The organism is Pseudoscardovia suis, from assembly GCF_002797875.1.
Taxonomy (GTDB): domain Bacteria; phylum Actinomycetota; class Actinomycetes; order Actinomycetales; family Bifidobacteriaceae; genus Pseudoscardovia; species Pseudoscardovia suis.
In genome coordinates this window covers 278,766-303,034 of sequence record NZ_PGFC01000003.1, presented here as the reverse complement: position 1 = coordinate 303,034, position 24,269 = coordinate 278,766, and the positions used below count along the sequence as shown (strand labels likewise).

Sequence of the window (24,269 nt, the reverse complement as noted above, 5' to 3'; positions counted from 1 at the left end):
TCATTGTCTAGCGACTGAAAATCGTACCCGGCGCGGCCCATGTCCTTTTCCATCAAGGCCGGAATCCGAAAATGCGCAAGAATTCGGACGTTATCCGTTACCCGCTTGTGCGGGTTTCGCGGTATTGTAAAAATCAGTATTCCATTAATGAGGCAAGTGTGCGTGCCGGAATGCAAATTATGTTTGAAGCACGCCGGAAGTGGGAGACTGAGTATGCAGTGGGATTTGCAGTGCTCGGGGACCGTGCTACGTGTCCCGGGGCTGAAGGACTCGAAATACACCAGGGGCGTGGTGGCGTTCGTTACCGGTTCCCAGCGTTACCCTGGCGCAGCGCTGCTGGGTGTTTCCGCAGCAACGGAGGCTGGCGCTGGCTATGTGCGCTATGTGGGTCCTCAGCGTTGTGAGGATGCCATTCTTGCGGCGCATCCCGAGGTTGTGTTCGGTGAGGGAACCGCTAACGCGTGGGTCGTGGGCTCTGGCATGGATAGCGCCATTGCGGAGTCCGGTCGCCGCATGCTGATTCTGTCGCTGCTCCCGGGGTCCAGCGAGACAGAGGATCGTGGCCGTGACGGCGCATTGCCGTACGTGGTCATGGATGCCGGTGCGTTGGGTGCGTTCTACACCGCTGCGAAGGCCGCTCCGGATTCCCCGATCATCGCCCGCACCGTCATCACGCCTCACTCTGGCGAAGCGGCGGCGCTCGCTCGTGCGCTTGGCTACGACGTGCATCATGGCGAGATTGAATCCTCGCCGCGCGTATGGGCTCAGATTCTTGCCGACCGTCTCGGCTGCGTGTGTGTGCTCAAGGGCGCTGACACGGTCATCGCCACCGCGGGCCGTCCCGGTGACATCCTCGAATACACGCAGGGCACGCATTGGCTTGCCACTGCCGGCACTGGCGACGTGCTCGCCGGAATCATCGGCACCGTGCTTGCCCAGAATGCGTCGCGCATCGATTCGGGCGAGCTCACCCTTGCACAGGTCGTCGCCACTGGCGTGGCTTTGCATGGCCTTGCCGGCTCCCTTGCGGCGCGCGATGCGATGGCGCTGGGCTCGATGGGCCTGCTGCCGTTCCTGGTGACGACCAATGGCGGTCCGATCAACGCCTCTGACGTAATCGCCAACATCTCCCTTGCTTACGAAATCATCGCCAACCCGAACGCGGGCACCTTCGCTACGGTGCGTGCGCTCATTGACCCCTCTGGCGAACTGGAGCGCCGCTACCGTGAGGCCTTCGAGCCTGGTGCGGTCATGGACGCTCAGGCAGCCGCACCTCAGGGCGCACCGGTTGCCCCAGGCCAGGCTCCGCAGGCCGGTGCCCCGGCTGATGGCGGCGCGACGCCGGATTTCGGTGAGCCGGCGCGGCCTTCCGTGGTTGTTCGCGCCGGTTCCGGCACTGTTGTGGTTCCGGGATCCCAGGCCCGCCTCGTGCAGCCGTCGGCTCCTGCCGCATCGGCTTCCAAGGGTGGTTCGGGTCGTGTCGCGGTTCCGGGTGGCCAAGCTCCCAAGGCTGGTTCCGGCCGCATCGCAGTGCCTGGCGCTCAGGCCCCCAAGGGCGGATCCGGCAGGGTGTCTGTGCCTGGTGCGCAGGCTCCGAAGGGTGGTTCGGGCCGTGTCGCAGTTCCTGGTGCGCAAGCCCCCAAGGGCGGATCGGGTCGCGTTGGCGTGCCTGGCGCTCAGGCCCCCAAGGCTCAGCCTCTTACAGAGAAGGCCGTGCTTGCCAAGCCGCGCCTCAAGGGCGGTTCCGGTCGCATCAGCGTGCCTGGTTCGCAAATCGTCAATGTCACCGAGACAACGGTGATCGCCACGCCTGCCAAGGGTGGTTCCGGCAGGGTGTCTGTACCGGGCTCGCAAAGTGTGCTTGTGCGCAACGTGCGCTATGTTGTGCCGACTCCCGCGCAGGAATATGTGTTCGACACAACTCCTGCCGATTTCGATGCCCCTGCACAGGGCGCTGATTACGGTCCGGCGGAACGTTTCGTGCCCGGTTCCTATCGCAATGCCACGCCGTCGGCATACGTCCAGGCGCCAGCAGCTCCGGCTCCCGCTCCGGCTCCCGAGCCTCAGCCCGCGCCGCGTCCGCTTCCCCAGAACGTGCAATTCGAGCCGCAGGACGATGGCACCGTGGATGTGGTCGTGCCGATCAAGTCCATGACGGGCGACACCGTGAGCGTTTCGCGGTCTCGTTCCCGCGTGTTCGATCCCGCCGCCCCCGTGCTGCGCCCGGTTTCCGAACCCGCGATGAAGAAGCCCGGAGACGACCCGAAGAAGGCCGACGCCGCTCTCAGCGAGTGAAGTCGGGCACAGTGAGTCGGGCACAGTGAAGTCGGACACAGTGAAGTCAGGCAATCGGTGAGTTCCGGTCACCATCGGTGGGTTGTCGATGAACCCGCCATACCGTTTGATGTCGGCATCCTGTATGAGGATGCCGACATCATTGTCGTAGACAAACCGCATTTTCTTCCCACCACGCCACGGGGCATGTGGTATCGGCAGACCGCATTGATGCGGTTGCGAAGCATGTATCACGACGATGCCATCACGCCCGCCCATAGGCTTGACCGGGCGACCGCCGGTGTTGTCGTGTTCGTGAGGAACCCGGCGTTGCGCGGAACTTTCCAAATGCTGTTCCAAAACAGGCAGGTTCATAAGACCTACGAATGCCTGGCGCCGCTCGCACCCGTTCGTGAACGCCGCAGCGTCGGTATCACCGAGCCGCTTGCCCCGCCTCGCGCTTTCCCGCTGCGTCGCAGGTCGCACATCACCAAGCTGCGTGGCGTCATCCAGGCGTTCGAGGAACCAGAGGCGATCAACGCGTGCACGCTCGTCGACATCGCCGATGATCAGACCGCGCAAATTGCGCAGACTGTACTGACCGCCCAGAGTGCCCAGAGTGTACCGACCGCACCGACTGCACAGAGTACAACGAGTGCACCGAGCGCACACCTTGTGATGCCGCTTGCACCATGGGGGTTGCGCGCTTACCACCTCGAGCCGCTCACCGGCAAGACCCATCAGCTGCGCGTGCACATGAACGCCTTGGGCCTGCCGATTCTCGGCGACGACATCTATCCGCGGCTTATGGATCGCCCCTATGACGATTTCAGCATGCCCTTGCAATTGGTCGCCCGCGAACTGCGTTTCATTGATCCACGCGACGGCACGCCCCGTGTGTTTCGCAGCCAGGTGCCGTTGGAAGTGCCGACTGGCTGGAGTGCGCTGCGGTCCCTCGCCTGATTGCAAGTCTGCTTGACTGCAAGCGCATCCACTGCCATGCCGCAAGCACATCCGGGGCGTGAATGAGCCTCCGGAGTGTACAGTGTTGTGGGAGGCGCACAGCCCGCATATGCAGGCGCGCGACCCCGCCGCATGCTGCAGGCAGGCGGTTTGTGCAGTCATCGGCCAAGGAGGCACCATGATCGTGGCAGTGGATATCGGCAACACCAACATCGTCTTGGGATTCATTGAAGACGATGAGATCCATGGCAGATACCGCATTTCCACGAAGGCACCACGCACCGGCGACGAATACGGCCTGCTGCTGGTGCAGTTCCTCGCGATGAGCGGTTACAAACCCGAGGATGTCGAAGGCGTCATCATCTGCTCCGTCGTGCCGCAGGTCATGCATTCCTTCCGCGCCAGCATCATCAATTTCTTCAATATCAATCCGATGATCGTCGGCCCCGGCATCAAAACCGGCGTGAACGTGCGCGTCGACGACCCGCGCACATTGGGGTCAGATTGCATCGTCAACTGCGTGGGTGCCTACTACCTGTACCACGGCGCATGCCTTGTCATCGACATGGGCACCGCCACCACATTCAACTACATCGACGAAGACGCCAACATCCGCATGGCCGTCATAGCCCCTGGCATGCAGACATCGGCGCATGCGCTCGCCGGAGACACCGCTCAACTGCCGAACGTCGAGATCGCCGAGCCGGCGACCGTCATGGCCACCAACACCGTTGCCTCCATTCAGGCCGGGTTGTATTACACGGCGCTGGGTGGTTTGGAGAAAACCGTCGAGATGTGCCGGCAGGAGACCGGCGCGCCGTTCACCGTCGTGGCGACCGGCGGTTTCGCCTCGCTGTTCAAAGGCAAGACCGACGCCATCGACGTGTTCGACCCCGATTTGATCTTCCGAGGCATGAACCTCATCTACAAGCGCCAGATGCAACGCGGACGCAGGTGAACGGCCCTCGGCGCCGGGCGGGTGGTGCCAAGGGTCAGCGGTGTTACAGGTCAGTGGTGTCGGTGGCAATCGGTGACGGGGCGGTCGGTGTCGCAGGCGATGGGTAACGTCGTAACCGTTCCATTCATGGCGCGACGACGCCTCGGCGGGGATCATGCCGGATCGGGACCGCTTGGCGGCCTGAAGCCGGATTCCTTCCTTCCACGGCGCGGCGACGCATTCGACAACGGAGCACACGACACGCATGCGGAGCCATTGGCTTCTTCCTGTTGCACCGCGAACCAAACGCCTGCGCAGCGATTCCCCAGCATCATGCAGCTGCTTACGTGTCGGAACGACCACCGGCGACAGCCGGATGAGAGAAGACACATGACACACACAAACAACACCTCTGCGCAAGACACGCAGTCCACACAAGACCCGCAGCCAACACAACCTTTCGAGGGCACCGATCACAACGCAAGCCACGAAGCCAGCACGGCAGCGGCTTCCGACGGCGCGTCATTGGACGCTTCACTCGCGTTGAAAGCTAAGAAACCCCATGGCGGCAATGGCCGGCCATGGCTGTGGTCGCTGCTGGCGGTGATCGTCGTCGTGGCGGTCATTGTCGCGGCAGCCGTCACGAACGGCCGCAAGAAGGCCGGCACCACGTCGGCCACCACCGCCAACGACATCACGCTGGGCATGGTCCTTTCGCCCACGAACCTTGACATCCGCACCCAGTCGGGGTCGGCGCTCGACCAACTGCTCATCGGGAATGTATACGAGTCGCTGCTTTCCCGTGATTCCGACAACAAGGCGCAGCCCGGGCTCGCCAAGAGCTGGGATGTGTCGTCTGACGGCACCGTCTACACGTTCCATCTCAACGACGGCATCACGTTCTCGAACGGCGATGCGTTGACCGCGGACGACGTCGCATGGTCGATCAGCGAGCTGGAATCCAACCAATACAAGGATTACGATGCGATTGCCGGATACAAGTCCGTGGAGGCCACCGACGACAGCACGGTGGTGTTGACGCTCGACGCCCCCTATTCGCAACTGCTGTGGAACCTCACCGGCCGTGCAGGACTCGTGTTCGACAAAGATGCGAATTACGACGCCAAGACGCAGGCGATCGGATCGGGCCCTTATCTCGTGGATTCGTTCACGGCAAATGATTCCGCCCGCCTCGTCGCCAACCCCAAGTACTGGGGAGCTAACAAGGCGCAAATCAACACCGTGACCATCAAGTATTACGCCGACAGCAACGCGGCAGTCAACGCCATCAGCTCCGGCGACATCCAGACGCTGTCGGGCGTCGACTACGATTCCGTCAAGCAGCTGAATGGCAAGGGCTACAGCGTGCAGGCGGGCGACGACACCGACAAGATGGTGCTCGCTTTCAACAACGCCAAGTCGCCTCTCACCGACATCCGCGTGCGCCAAGCGATTCGCTATGCGATTGACGAGGACTCCATCATCGCGGCGCGCGGTGGCGTCGACAAGGCCCTGGGCGGGCCGATCCCGGACCTCGATCCGGGATACGAAGATCTGACAGACCTGTATCCGCATGACACCGACAAGGCCAAGCAGCTGCTCGCCGAAGCCGGCTACAGCGAATCCGATCCGCTCAAGCTCACCCTCACCTACGCCAACATCTATTCCACCGAAATCGGCGACCAACTCACCAGCCAGCTCGCTGACGCAGGCATCCAGCTGACGGTGAACCGCGTGGAGTTCAGCGCCTGGCTTTCCGACGTGTACACGAACCATGACTATGACTTGTCGCTCGTGGACCACAACGAAAGCCATGACTTCGCCTCGTGGACGAACCCCGACTACTACTTCGGCTATAACAACGCCACCGTGCAATCGCTGTACAAGCAGGCGATTGCAAGCACCGACGAGACGCAGGCCGATTCGCTGCTCGCACAGGCAGCCAAGCAGGTGTCGCAGGATGCCGCCGCCGACTGGCTGTTCAACTTCCGCGTGGTGTCGGTGTGGAACGATTCCGTGAAGAACTTCCCGGTGAACATGAACCAGACCTATCTGCCTTTGTGGCAGATCAGCCTGGCGTAGTGGTGGCGGCGTAGCAGCGGCAGGAACAGCAGGAGCGGAACATGACAGGAAAGCCGGCACAGTCGGCACAGGCAGCACAGGTGGCACCGGTTGCACAGGCAGCACCGGCGGCACAGACGGCACAGGTAACACAGTCGGCAGGGCAGACGAAAACGTCTGAACCGCGGTCAGCAGCACTCCGGTCGCCGCACTCGCAATCGCCGCGTGCCCACGCACATGTGCATGTGCGCGTGCCTTACGTGGTGCGCCGGCTGGCGGCATTCATCGTGGCGGCGCTCGTGCAGTCCGCGGTCATCTTCGCGTTCCTACGCATGTTGCCGGGGGATGCGGCGATGGTGCTCGGCGGCACCACCGCCACGCCCGAGCAAACGGCACGGCTGCGCGCCCAGATGGGATTGGACCGGCCGTACCCGGTGCAATACCTCAGCTGGCTGTCTGATGTGCTCCATGGGAACCTGGGCGTCTCGCAGCTCAGTGGCAAGGCGGTGGGCGCGCAAGTGGGCGTCCGCATGGAGGTGACCCTGCCTCTGGCCGTGCTCGGTTTGGCGGTGGCGCTCGCCATCGGCATACCGCTGGGCGTGCTGGCGGTCACGGCGCGTTCTGCCAAACTGCGTCGCGCTTTGCAGATATGCGCCATTGTCGCCGGTTCCATCCCTGCGCTGTGGGGCGGATTGCTGCTGGTGCTGATTTTCGGCAAAGGAGTGGGGCTGCTGGGCGTGCTGCCGTCCCAAGGCTTTCCCAGCGGCGGATGGCGTGCGCCGGGCCGTGCGCTGGCATCCTTGGCGCTTCCAGCGCTGTCCATAGGCATCATCACCGGGGCTCAGTTGCTGCGCTATGTGCGCAGTGCGCTCGTGGATGTGTGCGACACCGATTACATCGCCCAGGCGATGGTGGCGGGCATGACCCGTGCCCAGGCGGTGCGCCGCGTGGGGTTGCGTCTGGCTGCCCCGCAGATCGTGTCGGTCGCTGGTCTCGCTTTCGCATCGATGATGACCGGCGTGGTGGTTGTCGAGAATCTCTTCGCGCTGCCGGGTTTCGCCACGCTTCTCATGAATGACCTCAAGGGGCGCGACTTCCTTGCCGTGCAATCCGAATTGCTGCTGCTGTCGTTGCTGTTCCTCGTGATGGGATTGGTGGTTGACATGCTTCACCATGCGCTCGATCCCCGGCTTAAGGACGCGGCGGGATTTGGCGCGGATGCGGATGGTGGAGCTGCGGCCGTGGCATCCGCGGCTGTCGTCTCTTCCGCTGCAACCGGTGAAGGAGATGAAGCGTGAACTCTTCCATTCGTCTGTTCGTCCGCCGCACCGGCATCATTCTGCGTTCGATGTGGCATCGCGCCGATGGCGCCTATGCGCTCGCCGTTCTCATGGCATGGCTTGTCGTATGTGCTGTCTCGATGTTCTGGACTCCCTACGGCTTGCTGTATTCCGATGCCCACAACGTGTGGGACGGGCCCAGCGCGGCGCATCCGCTCGGCACGGATGGCGCCGGTCATGATTTGCTCACCTGGCTCATGAAAGGGTCCGTCACGCAGCTGGGCATCGTGGTGCTCGTTGTCGCGTGCACCACGGTGCTGGGCTTGCTGGGCGTATGGGCGTCCGTGGGCTCGCATGCCGGTGCAGGGCGTGGCTCTCGCATCTGGATGGTGTGCGTCGACACGCTCATAGCCGTGCCCACAGTGCTTGTCGCGATGCTTGTAAGCGTGCCGTTGGGGTCGTCCATCGCGGTGATCGTGATTGCATGTTCGTTCGCCTATGCGTTGAGCATGGTGCGCGTGACTCGGCCGGTCGCCCAGCTCGCCGCTGCGTCCCCTTATGTGGCGGCGTCGCGTTCCTACGGGGTGGGCGAGGGGCGAATTTTCTTCAGCCATGTGGTGCCTGCCATCGCTCCAATGATGGCCGTGCAGCTGAGCATGAGCGCCGGCACGGCCATCCTCGCCGAATCCGGTCTCACCTATCTGGGCATCGGCGTGCCCGCCGGCGTGCCGTCATGGGGCAGGAGCCTCGCCACGTGCGCCAAGCTCATCACCGTGCATCCGCTCACCGTCATCTGGCCCGGCCTCATCATCACCGCCGTCGTCGTGGCGCTGAACCTGTTGGGCGATGCTTTGCGTGACTGCGCCGATCCGCTTGTCAATGCCGACCTGCGGCGTGTGTCTTATGCGGATGCCGTCGCAGCCGACGGTCATGCAGCCGACGGTCGGGCGGACAACAGGCCGGATGGACATGATGTTTCGGCCAGAATCGAGGAGGCATCCTGATGGTGCTGCATGTACATGACCTTGTGGTGGGTTCGTCAACCGCCCCCATCGTCACTGGCGTGAGTCTGGATGTGGCGCCGGGGGAGCGCGTGGGGCTCGTGGGTCCTTCCGGTTCGGGCAAATCGATGATTTCACGCGCGATATTGGGGATTCTTCCCTCGTCCCTTCATGCGAAGGGGTCTGTGAAGATCGGTGGCGTTGAAGTCATCGGTGCGCCGGACGCTCGGCTTGCCGACTTGCGGGGCCGTTATGTGAGCGCCGTGTTCCAGAATCCGGGCGCTGCGCTCGATCCCGTGCACACCATTGCGCATTCCATCGGTTTGCCCTTGGCGCTGCATTACGACGTGGATCGCGACGAGATGCGCGAAAGAGTGCTTCGGCAGATGGATGCCGTGGATCTGCCTCGTTCGCTGGCGGATGCGTATCCGCATCAATTGTCGGGTGGCCAACGGCAGCGCGTGGCGATCGCCGCCGCGCTTATCACGTCGCCGCGCCTCATCATCACCGATGAGCCGACCACCGCGCTCGATGCCGTTGTGCAACGCGACGTGGTGGATTTGCTGGTGCGTCTTGTTGACGGATTGGGAGCGTCGCTGCTGTTCATCACCCATGATTTCGCGGTGCTGCGCCGCGCCACCACGCGATGCTATGTGATGGAATCGGGTCGCATCGCCGAGTCCGGCAACACCGAGGCGCTCATGCGCGCGCCCCAGACGCCAGTGGGCGCAGCGCTCGTGGAAGCGGCGGAAATGCTCACGCTGCATGGCACCGCTTCAGATGCCATGAAGGGAGGAACCGTCATGAAGGGAGGTGTCACAAGTTGAATCAGGGCCCACAGTTGAATCACAGTCCACAGGTGAATCAGAATCCACAGCTGAGTGACGGCATCGCGCCTGACGCAATCCTGCGTGTGAGCCATGTGACCAAGTTTTACCGCGGCGTGCCTGCGGTGCGCGACGTGAGCTTCACGCTGCGGCGCGGGCGTTCGCTGGCGGTGATTGGCGAATCCGGTTCCGGCAAGACCACGCTGACATCGATTGCGATGGGCCTGCTCCGTCCTGATTGCGGTGACGTGGAGTATTACGGCGATGCCCGAGATTCCGCAGACACGGCGCATTCCAGAGATACGGTACATTCCGGCGAGACGGCTGATTCCGCCGGCATGTCGATTATTAACAATCATGCCGCATTGCTCCGCTTACGGCGCGAATCCGGCATCGTGCATCAAGATCCCTTCGCGTCGCTCGACCCACGGTGGAGTGCACTGCGCAGCATCGCCGAGCCGCTGAGGGCGCGGGGCGTGCCGCGTGACGAGGCGGAGCGGCAAGCGGCACAAACATTGCAATCGGTAGGTCTGGATCCACGCGTGTATGGCGTGCGCTTGCCGGTGGACCTTTCCGGTGGCCAAGCGCAGCGCGTGGCAATCGCACGGGCGCTGGTGGTGCGCCCGCGATTGCTGCTTGCCGATGAGCCGATGAGCGCCATCGACGTGACGGCGCGTTTGCAGATTCTTGACGTGCTCGGCGGTTTGCGGGGCAAGGTCGCGATGCTCGTTGTGCTCCACGATCTGGGCGTCGCCCAGCGCCTCGCCGATGATGTGATCGTGATGCATCACGGTGACGTCGTGGAACGCGGCACGGTCGACCAAGTTCTTACCCATCCGCGCGATTCCTACACCCGCCGCCTCATCGCCGCCGCCACGCTGTGAGTTGTTCAGCGCTCCAATGCGTGTGGTGCGCTGGACTGCGACGGCCATCGCCATGCAGCAGGGGCTGCCAATATGCATTCCGGGGCAACCGGCGCAGAACGCGGTGCGTCTCACTATGCGGATGGCGAAACGCTCCGTTTTGAGCCTGTTGCGCACGTGTTCCATGCCCATGTTGCGGTCGTGTGAACCGCAGCGCGAAAACCGTGTGCTATAGTCACAACCATGATGTTCAATTCGTCGTGTTGTTGTCGCTAACGACGCCAGCCAGTGGCTGTGCGTCGCTTGACGCATACCAGAATTGAACGATGTCTTCACCCCCTCGGGTTCATCTCCAATCAGATTGCAATGAATTCAAACAGTTGAATCCAAGCAATCATTGCAATGCGCAGCGACTCTCAGCCTTACACCGCAACCGTCGAACGAAACTCGTCCACACACTTGGAAACCAATCAGCAGAACGCACAGTAAGGCACACATCATGAAGATCGCAGAACAAATCACAGACCTCATCGGCAACACCCCGCTCGTCAAGCTTCACCGCGTGACCGAGGGCATCGACGCCACCATCGCCGTCAAGGTCGAATACTTCAACCCAGGGGGCTCCAGTAAGGACCGCATCGCCGAACGCATCATCGATGCAGCCGAGCGCGACGGCCAGCTCAAGCCCGGCGGCACGATCGTCGAACCCACGAGCGGCAACACGGGCGTCGGCCTGGCCCTCGTCGCACAGCAGCGCGGATACAACGCAGTGTTCGTGGTGCCCGAGAAAGTCAACGAAGCAAAGCGCGCGGTGCTGCGTTCCTACGGCGCGTCCGTGGTTGTGGCGCCGAACGTCGAACCGGACGACCCGCGTTCCTACTACAACATCTCCGATCGCCTCGCCGAAGTGATTCCCGGCGGATACAAGCCCAACCAGTACTTCAACGTGAACGGCCCCGAAAGCCATTACCGCACGACCGGCCCCGAGATCTGGCGTGATACGGACGGCAAGGTCACGCACTTCGTCGCAGGCATGGGCACCTGCGGCACGATGATGGGCGTGAGCAAGTACCTCAAGGAGGTCTCGAACGGCGCTGTGCGCGCCATCGGCGCCGACCCCGACGGTTCCATCTACTCCAACCCCAGCGACGTGCACGGCTACAAGGTCGAAGGCGTGGGGGAGGACTTCTACCCGGGCATCTACGACCCCAGCCTCGTCGACGGCTTCTATCACGTCTCCGACCTCGAATCGTTCGCCATGGCACGCCGCCTTTCGCGTGAAGAGGGTCTGCTTGTCGGCGGCTCCAGCGGCATGGCTGTCGTCGGCGCTCTGAAGATGGCGAAAGCCGAGAAGCTCACGAAAGACGACCTCGTGGTCGTGCTGCTTCCCGATTCCGGACGCAGCTACATGTCCACGATCTTCAACGACCAGTGGCTCAAGGACAACGGCTTCGGCAAGATCTTGGAGGACGAGGCGGCCGCCCGTGGTGATTCCACCGCGCAGCAGACCATCGACGACGCCATCGCCTCCGTGCAGGCGGACGCGAACGCCAAGGCCGCCGCACAGGGACGCTGAGCCGATTCTCGTCAGCAACACCAGTCAACAACACACAGTCCAGTAACACACAAAAGCATTCACAACGTAAGGAACAACAATGACCAATGAAACCACCGCTCAGGACTTCAGCAACGACGCCATCGCCACCCGCGCCATCCACGCCGGGCAGGAACCCGATCCCACGACCGGCGCCGTCGTGCCGCCCATCTACATGACGAGCACCTTCCGCCAGCCGCACGTGGGCCAGCCGATCAACGGCTACGACTACAGCCGCTCCATCAACCCCACCCGCAACGTGTTCGACGAACAGCTCGCTGCCATCGAAGGCGCCAAGCATGCGCTCGCGTTCTCGTCCGGCCTCGCCGCCATCGACGTGCTGCTGCGCTCCGTGCTCAAGCCCGGCGACCGCGTGATGCTCGGCAACGACGTGTACGGCGGCACCTACCGCCTGCTCTCCAAGGTGTTCGAGCCGTGGGGCGTCAAGATCACCACCGTGGACGTCTCTGACCTCGCCGCCGTCAACAAGGCGCTCAATACCGAAAGCTTCGCCCTCATCTGGATCGAAACGCCGTCCAACCCGCTGCTTGCCATCACCGACATCGAAGCCACCGCTGCCATCGCACACGAGCATGGCCTCATCGTGGTCGTCGACAACACCTTCGCATCCCCGGCCCTGCAGCACCCGCTCGAGCTGGGTGCCGACGTTGTGGCATACTCCACGACGAAGTACATCGGAGGCCATTCCGATGTCGTCGGCGGTGCTCTCGTGGTCGATGATGATGAGCTGGCCGAAAAGTTCGGCTTCCTGCAGAACTCCGCTGGCGCCGTGCCCAGCCCGTTCGACTCCTGGATCCAGATTCGCGGCCTGAAGACCCTGCCCCTGCGCATGCAGCGCCACAGCGAGAACGCGCTCGCCATCGCTCAGCATCTCGAAGGCGCCGACGGCATCGAGAAGGTGTGGTATCCCGGTCTTGAATCGCATCCGGGCCATGACATCGCCGCACGCCAGATGCACGGCGGTTTCGGCGGCATGGTCTCCGTGCAGCTTTCCGGCGGCAAGGCCGCGGCGCTGAAGTTCGCCGAATCCACGCGACTGTTCTCCCTGGCTGAGTCCCTCGGCGGTGTCGAATCCCTCATCGAGCATCCTGCCGCGATGACGCACGCTTCCGTCGCCGGCACGTCGAATGCCGTGCCCGACAACCTCGTGCGCATCTCCGTGGGCATCGAGGATGTGAACGATCTGATCGCTGACCTCGACCAGGCGCTTGCCACAGTGAACGCGTAAGAGTGAACGCGTAAGCAAGGCTTCGAGGCCTCGGGTTTGAGAATCCGCTCGCTGCAAGCCTGGTGCCTGCGCCTATGATCTCGGCGTGCCGCATGCCAGTCGCGTGCCGGGCGTGAAGGGTGCCAGGCATGAAGGGTGCCAGGCGTGAAGCGTGCCGCCGTCTGCCGTTTCGTACAATGGCAGACGGCGGTTTTGTTTTTCGCAAGGCATGCGATGGCGAAACCCGTGCTTCGTGATCGTTGAGTGGCCACGGTGGCATGACGGTGTTTTGCGGGCATGATGATGTTTTGCGGTGGCGTGGCACGCACGGGCTTGGCAAGGGAGGTATGCGATGGCTGGCATTGCGATGGCTGATGCGCAGGCGGCGCTCAAACGGTATTTTGGCTATGAATCCTTCCGCGCTGGGCAGCGGCAGGCGATCGAAGCGATATTAAGCGGTCGCGACACCCTTGCCATCATGCCAACCGGTGCCGGCAAGTCCCTGTGCTACCAAGTGCCCAGCCTGCTTTTCGAGGGGCTCACCATCGTCATTTCGCCGCTCATCGCGTTGATGCACGACCAAGTGGCGGCGCTGGAGGCGGCGGGCGTGCCCTCGGCCTATCTCAATTCATCGCTGAGCTCTGACGAGCAGCGTGACGTGATGGACCGCGTGCGCGCCGGTGAGGTCGTGCTGCTGTATTGCGCGCCGGAACGCTTGTCGCGACGGGATTTTCGCGATCTTGCGGCCAGCCTTGACATAGCGCTCGTGGCGGTGGACGAAGCGCATTGCGTGAGCCAATGGGGGCATGACTTCCGCCCGGAATACTCGATGATCGGCGATTTTGTGTCGGGATTGCCCCGCAGGCCTCGGCTTGCGGCATTCACCGCCACTGCCACGCCGCGCGTCAAGGACGACATCGTCCGCGTGCTTGGTTTGCGCAACCCGCAGATCATCCAGACAAGCTTCGACCGACCGAACCTGTGGTTCGGCACACGCCGCATGTCCCGTGCCGACAAGGATCGATGGATCGGCCAGTATGTGAGCGGGCATCCCGATGATTCAGGCATCATCTATTGCGCAAGCCGCAGGGAAGTGGATGACCTTGCCGAGCAGTTGCGCGCTGCCGGTGCCAATGCCCGCGCCTACCATGCCGGCATGAACGCGGACGAGCGACGCCGCGTGCAGGAGGACTTCGTAGCAGACCGGGTGCGTGTGATCGTGGCGACGAACGCATTTGGCATGGGCATCGACAAGCCGGACGTGCGATATGTGATACACCACAACATGCCCGGCAGCATGGAGGCTTACTACCAGGAGGCTGGCCGCGCCGGGCGCGACGGGGACCCGGGGCGTTGCATGCTGCTGTGGAATGATGCGGACATCAATCTGCGCACGCGCTTCATCAACCAGGATGCGGTCGCGCTGGGCGCCGGCCGTGGTGCCGGCGGTGACGCGGAGGGCGCTGGTGGCTTTGCCGATTCTCGTGTCGCGATTTCTGTTGGCAGTCCAGAGGATTTTGGCAGCCCGGATGACCCTGGCGCCGGCATGGGCGGCGAGCCTGATCCGTTCATCGCTCAGCAGGAAGCGCTCATCGCCTCCAAGCGTGCTCAGCTCAACGTGATGGCGGGATACTGCCGCACCACGCAATGCCTGCGCGCGGTGATTCTGCGCTATTTTGGCGAAACGCCAGACTCGGAGCATTGCGGCAATTGCCTTAACTGCGAGGGCACGTTCGAGACAATCGACATGACACAGGCTGCAATCTGCGTGATGCGCGGCGTGTTCTACACAACGCGCAATGGCGGCCATGGCGTGGGCAAAAGCAAGCTTGCCGACATGCTCCACGGATCCAAATCCGCGGCGATGGCATCCAGTGGCCTGTCCGCCAACAAGATGTACGGTTCGCTCTCGTCCATGCCACTGGCTGGCATCAAGGACCTCATCACGCAAATGGCGTCGGAAGGATTCCTCGTCATTGCGGAAGGGCGCTTCCCCGTGGTACTGTTCGGCCCGCGCATGGAAGAGACGACGCATCGCGAGTTCCGCTATCTGGTCAAGCGGGAGGCGTCTCGCAACTTGGGCGCCGGCGCTGGCAAGGTCGCGGATTATGGTGCGGGTTCCCGCGGCGATGCGACGGCAAAGCCCACATTCGACTCGACGGATGACGCCGAGCTGTTCGAGGAACTGCGCCGTGTACGCACTCAGATCGCCCGCGAGGAAGGGCACCCGCCCTACATGGTGTTCAACGACCGCACGCTGCGTCAGATGGTGCGCGACAAGCCGACCACGCCCCATGCGTTCCTTGCGATCAGCGGTGTGGGCGAGCGCAAGCTGGAAGCCTATGGCGAGCGCTTCATGCAAGCGATTGCTTCTTTTGCTGACCGTGATTGAGGCGCGCTATGGCGTGTCATTGACCAGTGTGCGGCGGGCTTTCGTATCGATTCCAAGAAGCGACGGGCATGGGGTTTGTGGCGGGCGCGGTAGCTTGCCATAAACGCAAGCGATAGCCCGGACGGCGTGTGGGCGGGTTGTCGCGCGATAATGGAGCACATCCATTGGCGCGGTTCACTTGCATGCGATGCAAGTCGCACACGACATACAAGCACACGACATACAAGGAGGAGAAACATGGCAGACAATACCGCTCACGAAAGCGCATCCCAGGAATCCAAGCCGGTCGTCGAAAGCTTCACGCTCGACCATACGAAGGTCAAGGCGCCGTACGTGCGTCTGATTGACGTGGAACAGGGGCCCAAGGGCGATGAGATTTCGAACTTCGACCTGCGCCTCGTGCAGCCCAACGAGAATGCCATCCCCACCGGCGGCCTGCACACGATCGAGCATACGATCGCCGTGACACTGCGCGAACGCATCCCCGGCTACATCGATTGCTCGCCGTTCGGGTGCCGCACCGGCTTCCACCTGCTCGCGTGGGGCCGCCACAGCACGCATGACGTGGCGGTGGCGTTGAAGGAATCCCTTGAATTCATCGCCTACAAGGCCACGTGGGATGACGTGCCGGCGCACGACATCACCAGCTGCGGCAACTATCGCGACCATTCGCTGTTCACCGCCAAGGAGTGGGCGAAGAAAATCTTGGACGAAGGCATCAGCTCCGACGCCTGGGACCGCAGCAAGATCGTCTGATTAAAACGTGTGATTGAAACACTTCCACAGGGGCACTTCCTGCGGGGTGCAGCCGGTGGGAATCCCACCGGCTTTTTCATTTGCGGCGTCCAATTGATTGCTGCGGTTCTCGACCGACATGCGCGCCCTACCGATATGCACACCTGATCGAACGCGTGCCTTGCCGACCGCATGCCCGATAGACATGCGCAACGCGTTCACGCTTGACCCATGGTCGCGGCACAATAGAGACATGACTTTGAGTGCAGCCCCCGAATGGGCCTTCTCCAGTGAAACCGGCAAAGCAAACTATGATCGCGCACGCAGGCAGTATCCCGCGCAGGCGATCGTTGACCTCAAAACCTTGCGCGACAACATGGCGCACTTGGTCGAAGTATGCGGCGGTGCACATTCGGGCACCGCGGTCATGGGCGTCGTCAAGGCGGACGCCTACGGCCATGGCTTGATCCCCGCGGCGCTTGCGGCGCTCGCAGGTGGCGCCACGTGGCTGGGCACTGCGCAATCCCATGAGGCCCTGCTGCTGCGCAAGGCTGGCATCGGCCCAGACCGCGCGCACATCCTCACGTGGGTGTATTCCGGCGCGGAAGTGCCGTTCGACGAATTGATCGACAACGACATTGACATCTCTGTCGGCTCCCTGCCTGGCATCGATGGTGTTGCTGCCGCGGCGCGCCGTCTGGGCAAGACCGCTCGCGTGCATGTGAAGGTGGATTCCGGTTTCGGTCGCAATGGTTTCACGCCGCAAGGATTCGACGCCGCGCTCGCCAAGCTCGTGCCACTCGCCGAGGAAGGCGTGCTTGACATCGTGGGGCAGTGGAGTCACCTGGCGGTGGCGGACGCCCCGTCCACGCCTGATTTCGTGGCGGCGACCGACCAGCAGGTGCGCAATTTTAATGATTTCACCCGTCGCATGGAAGCCGCTGGCATTGCGCCGCGCATCCGTCACTTGGCCAACACCGCCGCCACGCTCAATCGCCCGGAGATTCACTTCGAGCTCACGCGCCCCGGCGTCGGCCTGTATGGCTATGAGCCTGATTCTGAGATGGGCACGCCGCGCGATTGGGGCCTCACGCCGGCGATGACGCTGCAGGCTCAGCTGGGCACGGTCAAGGACGTGGAGGCAGGCCACGGCATTTCATACGGCCGCACGTACCTCACTCCGCAGGACACCAGCACCGCCATCGTGCCGCTGGGTTACGCCGACGGCATCCATCGCTCCGCCTCTGGCTTCGACCCGCAGGGCGCCAAGCATGAGCTCAAGCTCGGCGGTCCCGTGCGCGTGATGACGAACGATGGTCCGCGCCTGTATCGCGTGAGCGGCCGCGTGTGCATGGATCAGTTCATCATCGACCTCAAGGGTCGCGCCGCTGATCTGGGCGTGCAGGAAGGCGACACCGTGGTGCTGTTCGGACCTGGCCGCGGTGATGGTTTCGTGGAGCCGACCGCCGACGACTGGGCGCGCGCAGCCGATACGATCAGCTATGAGATCTTCACCTGCCTGCGCAATCGCATCCCGCGTCTCTATCTCAATGCCGACGTGCTGCCCGAGGCGGACCGCGCGTTGCTCGATCCCAACGCATTGTTGTGACGGTGCTTGCACGTCGCCGGGTGGGGCTGGCGGCGTGAAGCGTTGTGAATGTGCCGTCGCGGTGGTGAGACGCGGCGGCACATGTTATTCCGCCGCCAGCATTGGTCCGCTCGGCGTGGAGGTTGCGCAGGGATGCAGCGGCGACGCTGGTCGTGCTGCGGTAGACTTTTGGGTGCTTGGTCTGCCCGCCGGGGTCTTGTTGCGGAGATGGCGCGCAGACTTTGGAATCTGCTGGCAAACGCTAGTGATTGCCGCTCGTGATTGCCGATGGACAGGGAGGATGCTGATGGCTGGCTTCGTCGTGCCGGAAGACATTGAGAAGATTCGCTCGATGGCGAACCTGTATGACATCGTGTCGGATGATGTGATGCTCAAGCAGAGCGGCTCCCAATACATGGGGCTGTGCCCGTTCCATGACGAGAAGACACCGAGTTTCTCCGTCAATCCATCCAACGGTTACTGGCATTGCTTCGGATGCGGCAAAAGCGGCGATGTGTTCAACTACGTGGAGGAACGCGACGGCATCGACTTTCGCGAGGCGCTGGAATTGCTGGCGGACCGTTACCATTACGAGCTGCACTATCAGCAAGGAACGCAGGATCGCGGTTCGCGGCACCGCGGCGTATCGCGCGCACGCTTGTTGGAAGCTTGCTCCGAAGCACAGAACTTCTTCAGCGCACAGCTGTTTTCTCCCGAGGCTCTCAAGGCGCGGCAGCTGCTTGCCGGCAGGTCCTTCCCGCAAGAGGCGTGCAAGCGCTTCGGCTGCGGTTATGCGCCGCGCGGCGGCAACGAACTGGTGCGCCACCTGTCGTCGAAGGGATTCACCATTGAAGAAATGGTGGGGGCCGGTCTCGCTCGACAGGGCAGTCATGGTGCCTATGACTACTTCCAAGGCAGGGTCACGTGGCCGATCTGCGACACCACCGGTCGCACGCTGGGCTTCGGCGCCCGCAAGCTGTTTGACGACGACCGCATCGAAGCCAAATACATCAACACGCCGGACACGGAGCTCTACCACAAAAACAAAGTGTTGTATGGCATTGACATGGCGAAGGAAACCGTGCGCAAAACCCATCAAATCGTGATTGTGGAAGGCTACACCGATGTGATGGCATGCCATTTAGCGGGGGTGCGCAATGCGGTTGCTACATGCGGCACCGCGTTCGGCGAAGAGCACGCGAAAATCGTGCGCAGGCTCATCGCTGACGAGAAACTGGGATCCATCCAATTGGTGGGGCCGGTCGACGGATCGCGTGTGGTGTTCACCTTTGATGGTGATTCCGCCGGGCAGAAGGCTGCACTGCGTGCGTTTCAATTCGACGGCCAGTTCCTCACACAGACTTTTGTGGCGGTGGCGCACGACGGTCTCGATCCGTGCGATCTGCGCATCAAAGACGGTGATGCCGCTGTGCGCAACCTCATCAAGGATGCGAAACCGCTGTACGATTTCGTGATCGATTCGATCATCGACAGATTCGACACCCAGATCACTCCCGGGAGCGTCGGCGCGGCGCGCGCGGTGGCGCCCATTCTGGCGCAGATTCGTGACCGTTCCCTTGTCGACGCCTACACGCGCAAGGCGGCAGGGCGCATAGGCATGGACGTGGCAATGCTCCGGCAGGCGGTGTCCGAGGAGCGCAAACGTCAGCACGTGCGTTCCGAAGACATCTATGCCCCAGTCCCTGAGACGCATGGGTTCGCGCGCAGATCGATGCGCGGACCGGCAGGCGCGGGGCAGCAGGAGATGGTGTCGCCGCAGGCGGTGGCGCGTTTCGATGCGGCGAACCAGAATTATTATTCCGTCGATGACGCGGTGTTCAGCACCGAGCAGCAGTTCATGGGAATGGTGGTGCAATTGCCGCGGGCGTTCGATCCCACGCAGTTTGCCAATCTCACGGAAAACTGCTTCCGCATCCCCACGTTCCAAAGTCTGTTCGATGTGGTCCAGGCTGTAGGCGGGCTGCCCGCGGCGGACAGCGGCTTGAACGCATCCGCATGGGTGGAGACGCTTGTGCAGATGGCCGGTCCCATGCTCGCCCCCGTCGTGCAGCAGCTGGCTGCGATGCCGCTGCCGGTCATTGCCGACCCGCAGATTGTAGAGCAGCAACGTCAGGCTGGGGCTTCCGCGCCTTTGCGTGCCGCCAGTTCCCGGGAGGCCAACTATGCGCTGCAGCTGCTGGTGAAACTGCTTGACGCCGATTGCGTGCGCCGCATAGGGCAGATTCGCGCTCGCATGAAGGGCATGCCCGAGGGGGAGGCGAAATTCCGTCTGCTGGGCGAGGTCTCCGCCATCGAGCAGCAGCGCAAGCAGATTCAGGATTACGTCTATAACTCCAACGTGCGCTAACGCGGTCGCCGATTCACAAAGTGCCCTTCGCAAAACAAAGTGCCCCAGGCCGGATTCGAACCGGCGACCTCCGACTTAGAAGGACGTTGCTCTATCCAACTGAGCTACTGGGGCGACAGTCGTGCGTCACATCACGCACGTCCACGAAGCATTGTAGCAACATCAGCGCCGTTGCGTGGCGCGGGCGGTATGCAGATTGCATCAGTGGCGCGTCGCCAAGGGTTTCGCGGCTGCTGGCGCTTCCGCGATGCGCAGCGTGCGTCCCCAACATGCCTTGCCGGGCATTCCGCCCCATCGCGTAGACTGATGGCGTAGTTGCCTGCAAAGGCTGTGGGCCGTGGCGTTGGAGGAAACATGACAGATAGCAAGCCGATTGTCGCCGTCGTGATGGGTTCGTCGAGCGATTGGGAAACGATGAAGCATGCATGCGACATCCTCGATCGTTTTGAAGTGCCTTACATGAAGCAGGTCATTTCAGCGCATCGCACGCCGGAGCTCATGGCGCAGTTCGCTCATGATGCGCGCGGCAACGGTCTTCACGTCATCATCGCCGGTGCCGGCGGTGCGGCCCACCTGCCGGGCATGATCGCGGCGCAGACCACGCTTCCCGTCATCGGCGTACCGGTGCGGTCCCACGCGCTTTCCGGCTGGGATTCGCTGCTGTCGATCGTGCAGATGCCCGGCGGCATTCCTGTGGCGACGACCGCTGTGGGCAATTCCGGCGCGACGAATGCCGGTTTGCTGGCTGTGCAGATTCTTTCGACCACGGACGAGCGCCTTGTCACGGCCCTTGCCGATTACCGCAATGAACTCAAGGAGAAGGTTGCCCAGTCCAACGCCGAATTGGTGTGAACGCCATCGCGACGTTGCAACCATGCTCTATCAAGGCAGGAACGGCAACGCAAGTCTGCAGTGACACTAGGGCGGTGCGTTGGAACGACAATGCGGCTGACCTGACAAGACGGTTGAACTAACAACAGACTGAAACAGGGCCCGGTATACCATGCACGTGAATCAGCGTGATCTGCAACGATCCGTGAGAAAAATCACGTGGTATGCCGGGCGCTGTCGTGGACGGGCAACTGTAGTATGTAACCGCGGTGCAGCCGTCCGCAGCCAGGCCTGTGGCCATATGCCTTCGACCTGTGGGCCGGACGGTCTAATCTATGAATGATCCACGAAGAATGATTCACGAAATCAAGTTCCATGAAGGAAGCGTCATGAGCGAAACGAAGTTGCTGCAGCCGGGTTCGACGATTGGAATCGTGGGAGGCGGTCAGCTTGGTCAGATGATGGCGCTTTCCGCCAAATACATGGGATTCCGTGTCGGAGTGCTCGATCCCACGCCGGATTGCCCGGCAGCCCAGGTGGGGGACTGGCAGATCGTGGCGGAATATGACGACAAGGCCGCCATCCGTCAGCTCGCCGAGCGCAGTGACGTGCTCACGTATGAGTTTGAGAACGTGGACGCCGATGCGCTTGATTCCGTGCGTGATGTGACGCAGATTCCGCAAGGAACTGACTTGCTGCGCGTCACACAGGACCGCATCAACGAGAAGACCTTCATCAACAAGCATGGCATCGGCACCGCTCCGTGGCGTGCCGTCAACAGCATGGACGACCTGCGTGCCGCGGTGGAGCAGATCGGTCTGCCCGCGGTGCTCAAGACGACGCGCGGAGGGTATGACGGTCACGGCCAGTTCGTGCTGCGCACCCAGGCCGATGTGGAAGAAGTCGCGCATACAACACCGTGGGACGGCACTGGGCATGGGCTTGAGGCTGGCGACGGCGTCGACGGGGAAGACGCTCACGGCGGTTTTGCGCCGTCCATCCTCGAGGGCTTCGTGGACTTCGCTTATGAGGCATCCGTCCTTGTGAGTGGCAATGGCGAGCAGTATGTCACTTTCCCTGTGGTGCGCAACGTGCATCGCAACAACATCCTGCACATGACGATTGCCCCGGCTGAGCATGCGGCGGACCCGAACTCCCCGCTCGCCACCGCGGCGCGTGACCTTGCGTTGCGTCTGGCGGCGGGCTTCAAGCTTGCCGGCACCCTGGGCATCGAGCTGTTCGTGCTCAAGGACGGCGGCGTGCTTGTCAACGAGCTGGCGCCGCGTCCGCACAACTCTGGCCACTACACCATCGAGGCATGCTCCATCGATCAGTTCGAGGCGCATGTGCGCGGCATCGCCGGCTGGCCGCTTCCCGAGCCCCGGCTTCTGAGCCCTGCGGTCATGGTCAATGTGCTCGGCCAGCATGTCGCCCCCACCCGTGCGCTCATCGGGCAGCATCCCGAATGGTTCACGCATGACTATGGCAAGGCACAGGTCAAGCACGATCGCAAGATGGGACACATCACGGTGCTCACGGATGACACGGCGCGCACCGCGCAGGAGCTGGAAGCGACGGGTTGCTGGGCGGATTTGGCGTAGGCGCCTGCAACAGGCATCATCCACGGTTCCGTCTGCCAGCAGCCGACGATTCGTGGGGGCGTCTGGCGGTCGTAGCGTTCGACAATTGTTGTTGTGCGCGGCGACCGTCGCATTCGGCAATCGCACACCAATCGCAAACCTTGAATGGTGAGGAGGACAATGGCAACGGGCAAAAGCCGGCATACGGAGCAGAAGGACGCCATAACCGAGGCGTTGCGCGAGGCGGATGATTTCATCTCTGCCTCCGACCTGTATGCGCAGTTGCGTGCACAGCATCGCACGGTGGGTCTGGCGACCGTATACCGTCAGCTCAATTCCTTGGCGGAATCCGGCTCGGCAGACACGATTTCGATGGGCGGCCGGCAGCTGTATCGCCTGTGCGTGGAAACTCCCAAGCATCATCATCATCTCGTGTGCGAAGGCTGCGGCAAGACCGTGGAGATCGAACCGCCGGACGGTGATTGGATGCGTGCCATCGCTGCCGAGAACGGGTTCACTATCTCCCGCCATGTGCTTGAGGTCTTCGGACTGTGCAGCGATTGCCAGAAGAAAAAGAAGGCGGGCAAGCAAAGCAAGCAGGGTGAGCAAGCCCAACAAGCCCAGCAGGGCGAGTAAGGCTGGCAGAAGCAACGAATCAGGCCCCTGCACCACGTGGAATGGTGCAGGGGCCTGATGGCGACGGGGCTTCTCGCAGCGGTCGCTCGCACGCTGTGCGCGGTTCAGTTGCTGGAGGAAGCCGAGCTGGAATCGGAAGCAGAGGCAGATGCCGAGGCAGAGGCGCTTGCCGAACCGCTCGTCGGCACGATGAGCATCAGCGAATTGGCGAGGTAGTTCATCCAATCGAGCACGTTCGTCGTTTCCGCCGGCATTGATTCGGTGACGTGGAACACTGCGATCTTGGCATTGTTCGCAGCGGTCACGAGGTTTTCGGTGGTCGTGTTGCTCTCTTGGTCGTTGACCACCAGGGCGTCGACCGACTTGCTGGTGATGAGCTTGGTGATCTCATCCACGTCCTGCGCGGAGGGTTCGCTTTCGTTGGCCATGGCGTTCTTGTAACCGGCGGGTGTCTTGTCGACCATTCCCAGGTCGTCGAGCAGGTATTGCGCCACGCTCTCGGTGGCGACGTAGGTGTCGCCGCTGACCTGTTCCTTGATTTCGCTCATGCCGGAGTCAAGCTTGGTTTCGGCGGATTGCCATGTCGTGAGGTTCTTGTCGTAATCGCTCTGGTGCGCAGGGTCGGCTTTCACCAAGGCGTCATGCACGGCCTGGGCGGTCTTGTCGCGAGCATCCTTTGAGAACCACAGATGGGGGTTGGCGCCGTCGCTGGTGTTGGTGATGGTGGCGACATTGATGACCGTGGTGTCGGAGTCGTTCTCCAGTGCATCCGTGGCCCAGGTGTCGTAGCCTGCGCCGTTGACGATGGCGACTTGGGCGTCCGTCAGGGCGGACACATCCGTGGCGGTGGGTTCGTATTCGTGGGAATCCGTGCTGGAGGTGCTAGAGACGATGTTGGTCACGTTCACATCGTCGCCGCCGATTTTTTCGGCAAACGAACCCCACTGGCTGATGCTGGCGACGACGGAGATCTTCGAGGAATCCTGCGACGAAGAGCTTTCTCCCGCCGACGAGGAGCCGCCGCACGCGGCAAGCGGTGTGACGGTGAGCGCGAGTGCCGCCACTGCGCCGACTGCTTTGAGGAAGTTGTGGCTGTGAACCATCCTGTCTC

Annotated in this window: 18 protein-coding genes and 1 tRNA gene; 17 read left to right on the top strand and 2 right to left on the bottom strand. The window is 62.4% G+C overall.

What is annotated here, in order from left to right; all coding sequences use genetic code 11:
* Window positions 1-213: 213 nt before the first annotated feature.
* The 14 genes from CLV65_RS05465 (at window position 214) to dnaG (ending at window position 20,111) form a co-directional block, all read left to right on the top strand.
* Entirely contained in the window at window positions 214-2,295 is a 2,082-nt protein-coding gene (locus CLV65_RS05465) for an NAD(P)H-hydrate dehydratase (RefSeq protein WP_157847229.1), read from the top strand.
* Window positions 2,296-2,352: 57 nt separating this feature from the next.
* Window positions 2,353-3,237 carry a pseudouridine synthase gene (locus CLV65_RS05460; RefSeq protein ID WP_094690923.1) on the top strand — a complete coding sequence of 295 codons (885 nt, stop codon included), beginning with the start codon at window positions 2,353-2,355 and terminating at the stop codon, window positions 3,235-3,237.
* 178 nt (window positions 3,238-3,415) lie between these two features.
* Window positions 3,416-4,195, top strand: coding sequence for a type III pantothenate kinase (locus CLV65_RS05455; protein WP_094690922.1), 780 nt, complete (start codon window positions 3,416-3,418; stop codon window positions 4,193-4,195).
* Between the two features lie 369 nt (window positions 4,196-4,564).
* Window positions 4,565-6,256, top strand: coding sequence for an ABC transporter substrate-binding protein (locus tag CLV65_RS05450; protein ID WP_094690921.1), 1,692 nt, complete (start codon window positions 4,565-4,567; stop codon window positions 6,254-6,256).
* Between the two features lie 230 nt (window positions 6,257-6,486).
* Complete coding sequence (locus CLV65_RS05445) at window positions 6,487-7,533, top strand: ABC transporter permease (protein ID WP_094690974.1); 1,047 nt, start codon at window positions 6,487-6,489, stop codon at window positions 7,531-7,533.
* Between the two features lie 50 nt (window positions 7,534-7,583).
* The gene (locus tag CLV65_RS05440; RefSeq protein WP_094690973.1) at window positions 7,584-8,519 is read left to right on the top strand and encodes an ABC transporter permease; all 936 of its coding nucleotides are present in this window, start codon (window positions 7,584-7,586) and stop codon (window positions 8,517-8,519) included.
* Window positions 8,519-9,343 carry an ABC transporter ATP-binding protein gene (locus tag CLV65_RS05435; protein WP_094690920.1) on the top strand — a complete coding sequence of 275 codons (825 nt, stop codon included), beginning with the start codon at window positions 8,519-8,521 and terminating at the stop codon, window positions 9,341-9,343. The genes CLV65_RS05440 and CLV65_RS05435 overlap by 1 nt, the downstream gene beginning before the upstream one ends.
* Before the next feature lie 32 nt (window positions 9,344-9,375).
* Window positions 9,376-10,227 (top strand): ABC transporter ATP-binding protein, encoded by an 852-nt coding sequence (locus tag CLV65_RS05430; protein WP_244902347.1) that lies wholly within the window; start codon window positions 9,376-9,378, stop codon window positions 10,225-10,227.
* A gap of 478 nt (window positions 10,228-10,705) precedes the next feature.
* The gene (locus CLV65_RS05425; RefSeq protein ID WP_094690919.1) at window positions 10,706-11,782 is read left to right on the top strand and encodes a pyridoxal-phosphate dependent enzyme; all 1,077 of its coding nucleotides are present in this window, start codon (window positions 10,706-10,708) and stop codon (window positions 11,780-11,782) included.
* A 79-nt stretch (window positions 11,783-11,861) separates the two neighbouring features.
* On the top strand, window positions 11,862-13,049 hold the full coding sequence (locus tag CLV65_RS05420) for a cystathionine gamma-synthase (protein ID WP_094690918.1): 1,188 nt from the start codon (window positions 11,862-11,864) through the stop codon (window positions 13,047-13,049).
* A gap of 331 nt (window positions 13,050-13,380) precedes the next feature.
* Window positions 13,381-15,420, top strand: a complete 2,040-nt coding sequence (locus CLV65_RS05415) for a RecQ family ATP-dependent DNA helicase (protein ID WP_094690917.1) — start codon at window positions 13,381-13,383, stop codon at window positions 15,418-15,420.
* 237 nt (window positions 15,421-15,657) lie between these two features.
* Window positions 15,658-16,176, top strand: coding sequence for an S-ribosylhomocysteine lyase (locus CLV65_RS05410; protein ID WP_094690916.1), 519 nt, complete (start codon window positions 15,658-15,660; stop codon window positions 16,174-16,176).
* A 232-nt stretch (window positions 16,177-16,408) separates the two neighbouring features.
* Window positions 16,409-17,764, top strand: a complete 1,356-nt coding sequence (gene alr, locus CLV65_RS05405; RefSeq protein WP_094690915.1) for an alanine racemase — start codon at window positions 16,409-16,411, stop codon at window positions 17,762-17,764.
* A gap of 286 nt (window positions 17,765-18,050) precedes the next feature.
* Window positions 18,051-20,111 carry a DNA primase gene (gene dnaG, locus CLV65_RS05400; protein WP_094690914.1) on the top strand — a complete coding sequence of 687 codons (2,061 nt, stop codon included), beginning with the start codon at window positions 18,051-18,053 and terminating at the stop codon, window positions 20,109-20,111.
* A 40-nt stretch (window positions 20,112-20,151) separates the two neighbouring features.
* On the opposite strand, the gene CLV65_RS05395 is transcribed toward dnaG, so the two are convergent.
* A tRNA-Arg gene (locus CLV65_RS05395) sits at window positions 20,152-20,225 on the bottom strand.
* Between the two features lie 240 nt (window positions 20,226-20,465).
* Between CLV65_RS05395 and purE the strand changes: the two genes are divergently transcribed.
* The 3 genes from purE to CLV65_RS05380 all read left to right on the top strand — a co-directional run bounded on the left by purE (window position 20,466) and on the right by CLV65_RS05380 (window position 23,158).
* Complete coding sequence (gene purE / locus CLV65_RS05390; RefSeq protein WP_094690913.1) at window positions 20,466-20,963, top strand: 5-(carboxyamino)imidazole ribonucleotide mutase; 498 nt, start codon at window positions 20,466-20,468, stop codon at window positions 20,961-20,963.
* A 314-nt stretch (window positions 20,964-21,277) separates the two neighbouring features.
* A complete protein-coding gene (gene purK, locus CLV65_RS05385) occupies window positions 21,278-22,543 on the top strand; it encodes a 5-(carboxyamino)imidazole ribonucleotide synthase (protein ID WP_420848384.1) in 1,266 nt (421 codons plus the stop codon).
* Window positions 22,544-22,702: 159 nt separating this feature from the next.
* Entirely contained in the window at window positions 22,703-23,158 is a 456-nt protein-coding gene (locus CLV65_RS05380) for a Fur family transcriptional regulator (RefSeq protein ID WP_094690912.1), read from the top strand.
* A gap of 104 nt (window positions 23,159-23,262) precedes the next feature.
* On the opposite strand, the gene CLV65_RS05375 is transcribed toward CLV65_RS05380, so the two are convergent.
* A complete protein-coding gene (locus CLV65_RS05375; protein WP_094690911.1) occupies window positions 23,263-24,261 on the bottom strand; it encodes a metal ABC transporter solute-binding protein, Zn/Mn family in 999 nt (332 codons plus the stop codon).
* Window positions 24,262-24,269: the final 8 nt, after the last annotated feature.